We start from the raw sequence: 13,604 nt of genomic DNA on the forward strand, positions 1-13,604 counted from the left end.
TGTCGGATTCTCAACGTTCTGTCGTCAACTTGTCGTTTCCGACACGCTATTGAGAATCGCTCCGGCGAGTGACCTTAGGGCCCTGGAGGCGACTTCAGGGCCCGCTCTCGCATGGTACGCCGCAGTGGCTGGGCAGTCTCACCCTGGATCACGATCGGTGGTCACTTGGTTGCGTACAGCAGGGGTGGCGGTGGCAGATCGTTTGGGCCGTACGGCGGTTTCGGGTGCCGACATGATCGAGGTGCGGTACCGGCAGGCGGACGGAGGGTTCGCAGAGACGACGTTGGACCGGCTCGTGGTGACGGAGGTAGCAGCCGGACTGCCAGTGAGGGAATTCCGCTGGTACAAGGGGCGTCGGCACTACTCGGGCTGGTATCACTCCGCGACGGGTGATCGCTTGGTCGCCTACGAGAGCCGCCTGGAGCTCGCGCGAATCTTGCTGGCGGACTTCGCCCGGGACGTGGTGGGGATCGCTGCTCAGCCCTTCCAGGTGGTCGGGGACGACGGTGGTCGCAGACGCCGCCACGTTCCGGATCTCCTGCTGGTACACGCCGATGGGCTGGTGACGGTCGTGGATGTCAAGGCTCCGCATCGCATCGAGGACTCGAAGGTGGTCGCACAGTTCACCTGGATGCGGGGGCTGTGTTCTTTGCGAGGCTGGGCTTTCGAAGCCTGGACGGGCACCAACCCGGCTGTCATGGAAAACGTGCGGTTCCTGGCCGGCTACCGGCGTCGGCAGGTCATCGAGTCGCGGCTGCTTCCCGAAGTGCTGGAGGCCGCACGAGTGCAGGCCACCATCGGCGGTATCGAGAGGGCTCTGTCCCATCGGCATCTCGTTGATGTGGTCCGCCCGGCCCTGCTGCATCTGATGTGGTCGGGCGCTTTGTCTGCGGACCTTTCGGAACCCCTGAGTGCGCGGACATCGGTTCGCCTCGCCGGTGAGGAGGACAAGGGCTGATGAGCGGAAATGCGGTCACTGTGTTTCCCGGCTCTCGGCTCGCGTTCTGCGGCGAGGTCGTCGAGGTCGTGGAGTTCAACCACCGTGGTGTGACCATCCGCAATACGCGGACTGGCGAGTTCACCACGGTCTCGGTGGGCCGCCTGGCGGCGGGCGCCCGGATGCAGAGCGAGGGTCTGCCCGGACCGATGGACAGCGCCGGTCTGCTGTTGGCGTCGTTGTCCCGGCAACAGCGTGATGAGCTCAGCGAGCGGGCCGGACATGTCCGTGAAGTCCTGACCGGCTACCGGTCAGGTTTCGCGGAGGGCGCTCTGCCGGGTGAACCTCGGGCGGGATTCGCGAGCGACAGGTCGTTGCCACAAAGGATCGCGTCCAAGGCCTCCGAACTGCGGGTTGCAGCTCGGAGCGTGGAGCGCTGGGCTGCCGCCTACCAAGGCGGAGGCGAGGCCGCGCTGGTGGATGCCCGGTTGCTCAAGAGGAGAGCGTCACGGGTCGATCCGCGATGGGACGAGGCGGTCCGGGCGGTGCTGGCCGAGTACGTCACCGCGTCGACACCGACCCGTTCCGCGGTGCTCAAGCGGGTGGAGACCTGGCTGGAGGAAGCTCATGGGAGTCGGGTGGTGCCGCTTCCGTCCCAGGCGACGGCTTACCGGCGGCTGGAAGCGCTGAGCAAGGGCACGAACGCGGTGTCGGGCAGCGCGAAAGCGAGGCGGTCGATCGCGGAGCGTCCGCAGGGAACTTACGGGCGGCTGCGGGCGACGCGGCCGGGCGAGTACGTGGTGCTGGATACCCAGGATCTCGATGTCTTCGCGATGGAGCCGGTGACCTGCCGCTGGGTGCGTGCGCAACTGACCGTTGCCCAGGATCTGTTCAGCCGTTGCATCGTGGGACTGCGGGTGACGGCGGTGTCCACGAAGGCGCTGGACGTCGCCGGAGTGCTGTTCGAGGCGGTCGCGCCACCCGGAGATGACACGAGCACCGTGCTGGCCCCCTATCAGGGGGTGCCCGAACAGGTGGTGTTCACCGAGGAGGAACTCGTACCGGGCCGGGGGCTGTGTCCGCCGGAGACGCTGGTCATCGATCACGGACGGGCCTTCCTTTCCACACACGTGATCAGTGTGTGCACCCGGCTCGGCATCTCGATCCAGCCCGCCCAGCCGAAGAAGCCCACCGACAAACCGACCGTGGAAAGGTTCTTCCGGACCCTGCGCGAGGGGCTGATCCAGCATCTCCCCGCATACAAGGGCCCTGACCTGCACAGCCGTGGGGAGAAGGTGGAAGACCAGGCGTTCTTCTACATCCACGAGCTGGAGGATGTGATCCGCGACTGGGTTGCCCAGTCCTATCACCGCTCGCAGCACGACGGGCTGGTCATTCCGCAGTGGCCCGGGGTGGAACTGTCACCGCTGGAGATGCTGGAGGCCGGACTGGCACGGGCAGGCCGGCTGCGGCTGCTGCCGTCGGCCGACCTGGTCTTCGACTTCCTCCAGGTCAAGGCCCGAACCATCCAGCACTACGGCATCGAGGTGGACGGGCTTCGTTACAACGGCCCCGCACTCGACGGCTACCGGGGAAAATCGAGCCCCTTCGGCGGGCTGCTGGCGGGCCGGTGGCCGCTTCGGGTCAACCCCGATGACGTGCGGTTCGTCTACTTCCAGGATCCGGCCGACGACTCCTGGCACGCGCTGGAATGGGAACACGCTCCCGGCCTGCACACGCCGTTCTCGGCCGAGGCCGCGGCGCATGCCCGGCGCCTGTCGATGCGCCGGAGCAGGCACGTCGATACCGCCGAGGCCCTGGATGAACTGCTGGCCCGCTGGGGCCAGGGCATGGTCACCGACCGGCGCGAACGGCGGATGGCTCTGCGGCTGTCCGCCGAGCGTGCGGCCCTCCCGCTGCCCCGGGCGCCCGAGGAAGAGGTGTTGTCCCCGGCACAGCTGCATGTGGTCGCCGAACCGGTCATCACTGGGGACAGCGATGACGAGGACGAAATCTTCGACGCCCCCGACGGGGACGATTTCTACGCGGATGCCTTCGAGGTGCTGGAGTGAGTACACCCAGGCTGTTCAGCCTGTCCCGCAAGGAGGGCTGGAACAGGTACGTCACCATGCCTGCCCGACAGCGGCCCGACTCCCTCACCCGCACCCAGTTGTCCGCGCTCAGCGCTCCGGCCCGCGAGGAGTACAACGACCAGCGGCACGACTGGCACGCGAACTCCGGCATCATCCAGACCCCGCAACTCGCCGCGATCCACGAGGAACTGGACCAGATCGTGGCCAGCAACCGACAGGACGGCGACCGTATCCGCTCGGCGGCGGTCATCGACGCCCTGCCCGGCCTGGGCAAGACCACCATCGCCAACCAGTACGGCCGCGCCTACGACCGGCAGCAGCGCCAACGGCTGGGACCGGTCACCGCCGAGGGCAACGAGAGGGTCCCGGTCTTCCGGGTCGGCCTGACCTCGAACACCACCCTGCGCACGCTGAATCAGATGATCTGCGAGTTCTACGGGCACCCTGCTACCAGCCGAGCCACCGCCCAGGCCTTGGCCAGTCACGCGCTGGACTGCGTACTGAACTGCGAGAGCCGTCTGGGGATCATCGACGACATCCACTTCATCGACCTCGACCGCAAGGACGGACTCGCGGTCAGCAATCATCTGAAGTGGCTGGCCAACGAGCTCCCGGTGACCTTCGTCTATGTCGGTGTCGGCCTGGCCGAACGCCGATTCTTCGCCGACGGTCTGAGCGGCAAGAACACCGTTCTCGCACAGACCGCCCGCCGTTGGACCCGGCTCGGCGTCGACCCGTTCCACCTCACCACCGACCAGGGACGCCGGCATTGGCGGAGCCTGATCAAGGCCTCTGAGCGCCAACTCGTGCTGACCGACCACCGGCCCGGCACCCTCCCCGCTCTCGCGGACTATCTCTTCGAACGCACCAGCGGGCACATCGGGTCGTACTTCACGCTGCTGACGCGCGGCTGTTATCGGGCGATCCGCACTGGTGCCGAAGCACTCGATCGCGGCCTGCTCGACCAGGTGCGTCTCGACGAAGCATCGGAACAGGCCCGTCAGCAACTGGCTGCCGCTCTCGCCCACGGCACGCTGTCCTCCGAGGTCGGGGCCGCCTCATGAGTGCGAGTTCTCGCCGGGTCCTGCCGCTGCGAGTCTCCCTCGCCCCCGGGGAAGGAATCGACAGCTGGCTCGAGGCACTTGCCCGCCGCAACGGTGTTTCTCTGCGCAAACTGTTGTCGCACCTCGACCTGCCCGAGAAATCACTGACCCGCACACTTCTGACCAGCATCACGCCGCCGATGCTCCGCGAGCTGGAACGCCGCTGCCAGCTGCCCGCCCACCACCTGGACCAGGCCGTCCCCCACCCGGCACTGCCACTCCACACCCGGCAGGCACGCGGCTCGCGCTACTGCCCGCACTGCCTGGCCGAACGCGGCGGACGTTTCAAGCTCTCCTGGTGGCTCCCCTCCGCGTTCGCCTGCACCTCCCACCGCACCCTGCTCCTCGATGCCTGTCCGGGCTGCGGCCGGCTGCCACGCCGGACACTGCCGGGCCGAACCCGGTTCCACCCGGCCGGGGTCTGCGCCGCCTACCGCCGGGACGGCCGCCCGTGCGGAACAGACCTCCGCACCGCCCCGACGCTCCACCTTCCCTCCGACAGCGCCTTGTTGGACGCTCAGCGGTGGGCCAATCAGCTCCTTGCCGAGAACGCCGTCGACAGCATCGCGGACCTGCACCAGCTCTCCCGGTGGCTGCTGCATGTCCTGCCCGACGAAGAGGTACGCCCTCTCGGGGCCCTGGCCGAAGCAGCATGGGCCGACCGCCCCGGCAAGGCCCCGCCCGACCGGCTCGCCCCGTTGAACCCGATCCTCACTGCGATCGCCGCCCACCACTCCCGTCCCCTGCTGGGGTCCTGCGACGAAACAGCAGTCCGCCGCATCCGGCAACTGCGCACCAACCAGGGCTCCCTGGCCGGCCTCTACCCCGCCCACATGGCCCTGTTGTCCTGGCGGGGCTTGTCACCACGAATGCGCGGCAGACTCATCCACGCGGCCGATAGCGGCCTCACCCACCTTGACCGGATCCGGCTGTGCTCCGGCAGCCCGGCCGCCCGCGTCCCCGCCCCGGACGAGGCACCTCATGTCTCCCGGCGGCGGCACGTCCCCCAACTGCTCTGGCCCGGCTGGACGCTGCGCTTCCTGCCACCCGACGGGCTGCGGGTCGATCTGTTCCGCGCCACCGCCGCCGCCCTGCTCTTCCTGCCCGGCTCGGGCAGCCGGGACAAGAAGTCCCTGCTCGAACCGCTGCACACACATACGCCCAACTACATCGCCCACACCCTGCAAGTGATCAGCCAGAGCGGATACGACCAGGTCTTTCCCGCGATCTGCCGCCTCGCCGACCACCTCGACGAGCACGGCAGCGAGATCGATTACCAACGACGGCGAGAGCTCATCCCCTCCGGCACCATCAGCGAGACCGCCTGGCAGGAACTGTGCTTCCGCACCAACACGCATCCCGGTGAAACAAGCACGCCCGCCGCTCCGGGCCGCCTTCTGCACGCCCGACGGCACCTGTTCCAACTGCTGACCGGTGCCGACCTCACTGACCCCCGGCACACGCTGGCCTGGAAAGATCCGGGCGACCGCAACCGCACCATCGCGTTCGACCTGTCGCTGTCCCTGGACCAGAGAACCGCCCTGCACCATCACGCCCAAGAACTGCTCGACGAGCTCGGTATCGACGAACCCGTGACCTGGCAACCGCCCGAAGAATGCTGCCACGGACTGGACCTTCCCGGCCCCCGGCTTGACGACATCGACCTCAACGCCCTGCGACGCCTCATGATCACCGAAGGACGCACCCCTTCCGAGACCGCCCGCCAGCTCGAAACGAGCGTCACCCACGTGCGCCTCGCCTTGGAACGCATCGGCCAAGACCCGCGCCACGGGAACACCCGGGGCCCCACCGCGGCACGGAAAGTACGCGAGCACGCCCGCAGCGTGCTGACTCCTGTCTTCTTCCAGCGCGAGTACACCGAGGGCGGCAAGACACTCACCCGCATCGCCGAGGACACCGGCTTCTCCCGGCACGTGGTCGCCGAGCAGGCGAAGGCGATCGGCCTCACCCTCTACTTCTCACGCCGCCCGCTGCCCATCGACGAAGCATGGCTGCGCGGGCAGTATCTCGAACGAAAACGCTCCACCGGTGACATCGCCGCCGAGCTGGGTTTCGAGAACGAAACCGTACGCCGCCGACTCCAGCACCTCGGCGTTTCCTTGCGTCCGCAAGGCGTCCACAGCCGCACCGTCATGACGGCGAAACTCGACACCAAGATCCCGCGCAACGTCCGCGCTGCCGTCGAGGGAACCCTGCACGGCTGGCTCCGGCTGCACCGCTTCCAAGTCGCCATGGCATTTCCGAACCTGGAATCCGCAGCCGATCACATCGGCATCTACCAGAGCACTCTCGTCACCCAGTTCCGGTGCCTGGAACACGATCTGGGGCAAACGCTGTTCCACCGCTCAGCCTTCGGCCGGGCACACCGCCCCACCAACAGCGGCAACGCTCTTCTGCGGTCTCTGCGCACCGACACCGTTCAGGCCCTGATGCAAGCCGAACTCCGGCCCGCGCAGATCATCGCCATGCCGGATTCGGACACCCTCGCCCAAGCCGCAGCCCGTCTCACCACCCGCCGCGACCCCAGCCCGCTCAAGCCCTTCAACGACATCTCCGTCGCCCGGATCCGGATCACCGCCCCGACCCTCACACTGCTGCGAGACCTGCTCGACCACCAGGACGAAGAGTTCTACGGCGCCCAGATCCATACACGGACCGGACTCGACCACGGCACCCTCTACCCCCAACTGAAGCGGCTGGAGCAAGCAGGCTGGCTCACCAGCCGCCCCGAAAGCCAGGAATCCTGGCACGGCCGAGCACCCGTCGGCTGCGGCCCCGGCCGCCGCCGCACCTACTTCGCCCTCACGCCCGAAGGACTCCGCGCCGCAGCCCACGAAGTCCACCACCCCACACCGCGCCGCAAGAACCGGACACGCTAATGAGAAGAATCATGGACAAGTCGATGAGAAACCGTCCCGAACCCCAAGCTCAGAGGCACTCAACCGGACAAGAAGGTTGAGAACCTACACGCACACCGCACACCGCACACAGCCGGACGGGCCTGGACGACCACGCCCGTCCGGCAGCTGCGACGGGCGGCTGACCGCGCTGATCCACACCAGCACCGCGCCGACCGGCAAGGTGGGCGGCCCCGAGCAGATCACCTCGGTCGCCCGCCACATGTACGACGCCGAGCACATCCGCCACCAGCAGCACGTCCTGCAACTCGACACCACGGACAGCACGGAGCGGGGCCGCTCGATGTGGGCGCGGGTCAAAGGGCGCACCGAGAACGTGCTCCTGGCGATGGATTTCCAGGCGTACATGTTCCGCCCCGGCTACATCCAGGCCATGCACGGCGCGAAGCCGAAGACCCCGGCGTACCGATGGATGTACGTCGCCGCCTCCTGGCTCTATCCGGTCCTGCGCCGGGTGATCCCGACCCATGTGACGACCACCGAGAACCTGGGCCGCGCGATGCTGGCGATCGCTGGCCGCGAAGGGGCGGGCGGGACGGGCGCGGGCGAGCACATCCTGTACAGCCCGGAGATCAACCGGCTGGCGGCGGAGGGGCGCTGAGTCCCCGGCCAATGGGTGAAGCCGCGCAGAAGGGTGAGGCCGCACAGACCGACGTCGGCCGCCTCCCGACCGCCTCCCAGCCGCCCCTCGACCGCCTCCCGGCGCCCATAGCAGCCCCGGTCCACCAGGCGCCTCCGCGCCCCTACATCGGTCGCAGCCGAGCGGAATGCTCAATTCCGGGTCATTCCGTCGCTCACCGGCGATCGCATCATCACCGAATTCAGGCAATGTCGGTCATTCCGGTGCTTCCCCGTGACCCGCAGGTTTAGCGTCCTCCCTCAGGTGGCCGACTCCCCACCGCCGCACCTCCCCGGAGCGGCCGGTCGGCCATCACCGCCGAAAATCCGGCGGCGGCCCGACCCCCTGTGCGGGCCGCCGCCGGACGCGGACCGACGGACGACCGATAGGACGTGGACGCCCTCGTGGCAGCGCACCGCAAGCCCAAGCAGCGCACGCTCACCGGCAGTACCGCCCGCACCGCCGTCACACTCGCCCTCGCTGGAGCGGCGAGCGCCACAGCCTTTGAGGGAACCAGCGTCGCGGAGCCGGCCCTCACCCCCGCTCAGGTGAAGGCCAAGGTCGACCAGCTCTACCACGACGCCGAGGTCGCCACCGAGAAGTACAACGGCGTACAGGAGACAGCGGGCGACACCCGCGAGTCACTCGGCGAGCTGCGCGACGAGGCCGCCCGCAGGACCGAGCGCCTCAACGCCTCGCGCAACGCGCTCGGTTCGCTCGCCGCCGCCCAGTACCGCACCGGCGCGATGGACCCGGCCCTGCAGATCGCCCTCAGCTCCGACCCGGACCAGTACCTGGAACGGGCCGCGAGGGCCGACCGGGCGGGCGACCGGCACGCCGCCGCCATCAACGGCGTCCGGCAACAGCTCGGCGCCATCGACCAGTTGCGCAGCGAGGCCGACACCAAGCTGGCGAACCTCAAGTCGCAGCAGAGCGAGCTGAAGAAGCACAAGTCGAAGATCCAGGGCAAGATCGGCGACGCCGAGGCCCTGCTGTCCCGGCTGACCGCCGAGGAGCGCGCGCAGTACGCCACCCAGGACGGCCACGGCGGCTCGGCAGCCCCCCGCGCGGACCGTGGCGCCCCGCGCGGCAGCGCGGCCACCGCGCCCAACGCGCGGGCCGCGCAGGCCGTTTCCTTCGCCCAGGGCGCCCTCGGCGCGCCCTACGTCTGGGGCGCCACCGGCCCCTCGTCCTTCGACTGCTCGGGGCTCACCCAGGCGGCCTGGCGCGCGGCGGGCGTCTCGCTGCCCCGGACGACGTACACGCAGATCAACGCGGGCAACCGCATCCCCCGCGACCAACTCGCCCCCGGTGACCTGGTCTTCTTCTACTCGGGCATCAGCCACGTGGGCCTCTACATCGGCGACGGCCAGATGATCCACGCCCCGCGCCCCGGCGCCCCGGTCCGAGTGGCCCCCATCGACCAGATGCCCTTCGCGGGAGCGAGCAGGCCCGCCTAGTCGCGAGTCGGCCCCCTAGGCAGTGTCTGATGGCTCTTTGATGAGGTCGCGGAGCCAGATGACGATGGCTGCGGTGGCCAGGGTGCCGTTGAAGATGTAGTCGCGTTTGTCGTACCGAGTGGCGACGGCCCGGTGTTGTTTCAGTTTGCCGATGGTGCGTTCGACGGTGTTGCGTCGGCGGTACTGGTCGCGGTCGAAGGCTGGTGGACGTCCGCCGGCCCGGCCGCGTCGGTGGCGGTTCGCGCGCTGGTCGTCGGGCTGCGAGATCGTTGCTTTGATCCCGCGTCTGCGCAGGTAGACGCGGTTGGCGCGGCTGGAGTACGCCTTGTCGCCGCGGGCCCGGTCCGGTCGGGTGCGGGGACGCCCGGTCCCGGTGCGGGGCACGTTCAGGGCGTGCATGAGCGGGATGAACATCGGGCTGTCCCCGCGCTGACCGGGCGAGGTCAGCCAGACCAGAGGCCGGCAGCGGTCGTCGGCCAGCAGGTGGATCTTGCTGGTCAGTCCGCCCCGGGAGCGTCCCAGGGCCTCACGCCCATCTTCGTCCACACGAATGCCGCCCCTTTTTCAGGATGGTCGGTCGGAGGAGTATGCCGGGCTCCAGCCGCGTGCTGGTGGGCCCGGCATGTCGTTGAGTCGACGTTCACCGCCCACTCGCCGTCTGTATCCAAAGCGGTGGCATCCGCGCCGGCCTGTAAGGCACGCAGGATCTTTGACCAGGTGCCGTCGGCCGACCAACGGCGGTGTCGCTCGTAGGCGGTCTGCCAGGTTCCGTAGCGTTCAGGCAGGTCACGCCAGGGAATCCCGGTCCGTGTCCGGTAGAACACACCGTTGACCACGGTGCGGTGATCGGCCCACCGTCCACCCGGCCCGCCGATTTCCGGCAGCAGCGGAGCTATCCGCTCCCACTGAGCATTTGTCAGTTCATGCCGACGCACCATGACCGACTCCTGCCCTGAACAGCGATAGATCCACCGCCCGGACAAGAGCCATCAGACACTGCCTAGTCGCGACCCGCGCAGTCCCGCCCGCGTACTCCTGCCCGCACGGGGTAGGTGGGCAGGGCGTCGCCATGGCAGGCATGGCGACAGCGAGGGGGAACGGAGGACCAGCCATGCCGGGCATCATCAGCCGGATCAAGCAGTACGCGCGCAGTCCACAGGGCCGCCGCACCATCGCACAGGGTCGCCGCGCGGCGTCCGACCCCAGGATGCGCGCCCAGGTCAAGAGCCTCTTCAGCCGACTGCGGGGCGGCCGCAGGCACTGAGCCCCCACTGTTCTTGGACGCCCCGGCCCCGGCCCTGCCAGGTGCGGGGCCGGGCCCCGCACCTGCACACCGCTCCGGATCAGACCCGCCAGGCCCGGAGGCGTTCAGGACTCCACGCATGACGACCGGCCCTTTCCGCGATTCGAACAGCGACCGGCCGACGCGAGATACTCCTCGGATGACCTCGAACCACTCGATCCCCGAGCCCGAACCGAGCGACGACGTAGCCCCAGACGTAGACGTAGACCCACAGGACGACGCAGGTGTCGCGCCGGGTGGTGGGCGCCGGCTGTTCTGGTGGACGATCGCGATCGCCCTCGTGGTGCTGCTCGTCGACCAGAGCACCAAGTGGTGGGCCGAGAGCGCGCTGGGCGACGGCGAGCGGATCCCGGTGATCGGTGACGTCATCCGCTTTGTGCTGCTCTACAACCCCGGTGCGGCGTTCTCGATCGGAGCCGGGGCAACCTGGGTGTTCACGATCCTCGCGGGGCTCGCGATGGTGGGGATCGCGGCGTACGCATGGCGGGTGCGGTCCGCACCATGGACGGTCGCGCTCGGGCTGCTGCTCGGCGGGGCGACAACACACTTCGGAGACCGGCTGCTGCGGGCGCCCGGCTTCGGGCGCGGACATGTTGTCGACTTCATCGACTACGCGGGCTTCTTCGTCGGCAACGTCGCGGACATCGTGCTCTTTGTGGGCGCGGTCATGATCGTGGTGCTCTCGTCGAAGGACGCACGCACCACCGTGGACGACACAGCCACGGACACCGGCACCGGCACCGGCACCGAATCGACGCCCGCCCTCTGAACTCCCCCTTCGACTCCCGGAGATCACCCATGCAGAGCACCCCACTCCCCAGGTCGGTCGAGGAGGCCGTCGTGGCGGAGCAGAGCGGCCGGAGCCTGCGCTATCTGCCCTTCTGGGGTCACCGGCCGAACCGCGACGGCACGCCGGGGGCCGGCTGCCTCAGCCAGTGGTGGGAGGCGGACTTCTCCGAGGACGGCCATACGTACCGGTCCGCCGAGCACTACATGATGGCGCACAAGGCCTGGCTGTTCGGCGACCCCGCGACGGCGTCGAAGATCCTGGAGGCCGGGCACCCCGCCGATGCGAAGAAGCTCGGGCGCCAGATCAGCGGCTTCGACAACGCCGTGTGGAACGCGGAGCGCTTCGGGATCGTGGTCCGGGGCAACATCGCCAAGTTCGGCCGACACGACGACCTGCGCGAGTTCCTTCTCGGCACGCGCGACCGCGTCCTGGTCGAGGCGAGCCCCATGGACCGCATCTGGGGCATCGGCCTGGCGGCCGACGACGAAAGGTCCGCGTCCCCGGCGACCTGGAACGGCCTCAACCTGCTCGGCTTCGCTCTGATGGACGCCCGCGACGCGCTCAGCTGAGTTACCGTCAAATGGCTTCCGCACAAGCCCGATTGACACCCCTCGCGCGCTGGTGGATCGTAATGCTCCACTACGCGCGACGCGCGTTGCTCGACGGGTCGGGGGCCGGTATGAGTGCGGGGGATCACGGGGATCAGTACGTCGGGTCGGGGCCGGTATGGCCTCCTCCGCCGCCACCGCCCAATCACCCGCCCACCGTTGGCCCGCCTGTCCCGCCCGACCCCGCGCGTGCCGCGGCCGTCGGGCTGCTCAACGTCACCGGGCTCGGGCTCGGTTACGTGCTGTTGCGCCAGTGGGTCTGGGCCGCCGTGTGCTGGGCCGCGACCGGTGTACTGGTGCTGATCGCGCTGCCCGCCGACCCCGACGGCGTACCGGGTGGGCTGCTCGTCGGGTATCTCCTCGTGCTGCTCATCGCCGCCGCCGACGGGGCGCGCCGTGCGCTGCGGTCGCGCACCTCGCTGCCGGTCCGGCCCGCGATCGCCGTCGTCCTCGGGCTGCTGCTGCTCGCGGTGCCCGCCGGGGGCGCCGTCGCGTACGGCTCCGCCCAGGACGAGGCCCGCGAGCAGGTGCTGCTCGACCGCCTCGGGGATGCGGACCGGGCCGTCAAGACCGCCGCGAACCAGAGCTTCGCCAGCGGCGAGCAGGGTTTCAAGACCGCGCTCACCGACTATCGCGAGCTCGCCGAGGACCACCCGGGCTCGCGGGCCGCGAAGCTCGTGCCGGAGCGGCTGGACGCGTACTACAAGGCCGTCGCCACGCCGTACAGCAGTGGTCAGCACTGCCTGGCCATCGATGCGCTGAAGTACCTGCGGACCGTCCCCGATTCGGTCGACAAGCGCCTCCTCGGCGACCTGGCGACCTGGCCCGACCAGCCGCTGGCCACCTCGTACTACGAGTGCGGCATGTCGAAGCTGGGCGAGGAGACGAGCGGGGCCGAGGCCGGCGCGCTCGGTGAACTGCTGAGCACCTTCCCCGAGTCGACGCAGGCCGCGAAGGTCGAGCCCGCCGTCCGCGCCCGGATCAAGGACCGGGCCGGGGCGATGGACGACGACGGGCCTTGCGAGGTCACCGAGGAGCTGCGCCGCATCGGCGCCACCGCGTCCGCGCTGCCGGGATCGACCGGCGCCGCGCTGCGCACGGCCGACGACCGGCCCGTGGAGAGCGGGCTCTACGCCTGCGGTGTGAAGCACTTCAAGGACAAGGAGTTCAGCGAGGCACGCACGACGCTGGACACCTACGCCGCGGACTACAAGGGCAGCAAGAAGAGCAAGCAGGCCCGCAATATCGCCATCGCCGCCGAGATCGCCCAGACTCGCGCCGCGGCCGGCAACCGGCTGCCTCCATCGGGCAGCGCCGGTGGCCCCCGGATGCCGTTCGTCATCACCAATGACGGCCCCGACCCGGTCGAGGTCCTCTACACCGGGCCCACCACCGGCACCATCAAGCTCGGTGCGTGCAAGGGCTGCACGACGTATCCCAGTACGGCGGCGGGCAAGAGCCAGGCCTGCAAGGGCAGTAGCGGCAAGTACCCGAAGGCAACGCTCCAACTGCCCGCGGGCAACTACCACTTCCTGCACAAGAACGCCGGGAAGGTCGACGCGAACGTCACCAACAACGCGTCCGGCCCCAAGATCCAGCCCGGCTACTCGTACACGTACTGCACCTTCGTCGTACGAAGCCTGGGACTGCCCGGAGTGCCCGGACTGCCGGACCTGACAAGGCCACTGCCCACCCCGACGATCCCGCTGCCGGACATCGCGCCCGCGCCGCCCAGCAACTGACAGGCCCTAC

The 13,604-nt window shown here is 69.1% G+C and carries 11 protein-coding genes; 10 read left to right on the forward strand and 1 reads right to left on the reverse strand.

The genetic code is table 11. From position 1 onward, the window contains the following. The first annotated feature begins 232 nt into the window (after positions 1–232). The 6 genes from ABCR94_RS25225 (at position 233) to ABCR94_RS25250 (ending at position 9,151) form a co-directional block, all read left to right on the forward strand. The gene (locus tag ABCR94_RS25225) at positions 233–958 is read left to right on the forward strand and encodes a TnsA-like heteromeric transposase endonuclease subunit (protein ID WP_347122505.1); all 726 of its coding nucleotides are present in this window, start codon (positions 233–235) and stop codon (positions 956–958) included. Further along, positions 958–3,009: a TnsB C-terminal domain-containing protein gene (locus ABCR94_RS25230; RefSeq protein ID WP_347122320.1), complete on the forward strand. Its 2,052-nt coding sequence runs from the start codon at positions 958–960 to the stop codon at positions 3,007–3,009. Before ABCR94_RS25225 ends, ABCR94_RS25230 begins: the two co-directional genes overlap by 1 nt. Beyond that, the gene (locus ABCR94_RS25235; RefSeq protein ID WP_347122321.1) at positions 3,006–4,094 is read left to right on the forward strand and encodes a TniB family NTP-binding protein; all 1,089 of its coding nucleotides are present in this window, start codon (positions 3,006–3,008) and stop codon (positions 4,092–4,094) included. The genes ABCR94_RS25230 and ABCR94_RS25235 overlap by 4 nt, the downstream gene beginning before the upstream one ends. Next, a complete protein-coding gene (locus ABCR94_RS25240; RefSeq protein WP_347122322.1) occupies positions 4,091–7,033 on the forward strand; it encodes a TniQ family protein in 2,943 nt (980 codons plus the stop codon). The genes ABCR94_RS25235 and ABCR94_RS25240 overlap by 4 nt, the downstream gene beginning before the upstream one ends. 76 nt (positions 7,034–7,109) lie before the next feature. After that, positions 7,110–7,673 (forward strand): hypothetical protein, encoded by a 564-nt coding sequence (locus ABCR94_RS25245; protein ID WP_347122323.1) that lies wholly within the window; start codon positions 7,110–7,112, stop codon positions 7,671–7,673. A 422-nt stretch (positions 7,674–8,095) separates the two neighbouring features. Then, complete coding sequence (locus ABCR94_RS25250) at positions 8,096–9,151, forward strand: C40 family peptidase (protein ID WP_347122506.1); 1,056 nt, start codon at positions 8,096–8,098, stop codon at positions 9,149–9,151. 15 nt (positions 9,152–9,166) lie between these two features. Here the strand turns inward: ABCR94_RS25250 and ABCR94_RS25255 are convergent. After that, positions 9,167–10,089, reverse strand: a protein-coding gene (locus tag ABCR94_RS25255; protein ID WP_521976869.1) for an IS5 family transposase whose coding sequence is annotated in 2 segments (ribosomal slippage) — positions 9,167–9,700 and positions 9,703–10,089 — 921 coding nt in all. Because the reading frame shifts where the segments join, the coding sequence is not laid out codon by codon here. 173 nt (positions 10,090–10,262) lie between these two features. On the opposite strand from ABCR94_RS25255, the gene ABCR94_RS25260 reads away from it, so the two are divergent. From ABCR94_RS25260 to ABCR94_RS25275, 4 genes are all read left to right on the forward strand, one after another. Continuing rightward, positions 10,263–10,415 (forward strand): hypothetical protein, encoded by a 153-nt coding sequence (locus ABCR94_RS25260; RefSeq protein WP_347122324.1) that lies wholly within the window; start codon positions 10,263–10,265, stop codon positions 10,413–10,415. Positions 10,416–10,593: 178 nt separating this feature from the next. After that, positions 10,594–11,223: a signal peptidase II gene (gene lspA, locus ABCR94_RS25265; RefSeq protein ID WP_347122325.1), complete on the forward strand. Its 630-nt coding sequence runs from the start codon at positions 10,594–10,596 to the stop codon at positions 11,221–11,223. A gap of 29 nt (positions 11,224–11,252) precedes the next feature. After that, a complete protein-coding gene (gene ybiA, locus ABCR94_RS25270; protein WP_347122326.1) occupies positions 11,253–11,813 on the forward strand; it encodes a riboflavin biosynthesis intermediates N-glycosidase in 561 nt (186 codons plus the stop codon). Positions 11,814–11,923: 110 nt separating this feature from the next. Next, complete coding sequence (locus tag ABCR94_RS25275) at positions 11,924–13,594, forward strand: hypothetical protein (protein ID WP_347122327.1); 1,671 nt, start codon at positions 11,924–11,926, stop codon at positions 13,592–13,594. The last annotated feature ends 10 nt before the right edge of the window (positions 13,595–13,604 follow it).

The organism is Streptomyces changchenzhani, assembly GCF_039766235.1.
Taxonomy (GTDB): domain Bacteria; phylum Actinomycetota; class Actinomycetes; order Streptomycetales; family Streptomycetaceae; genus Streptomyces.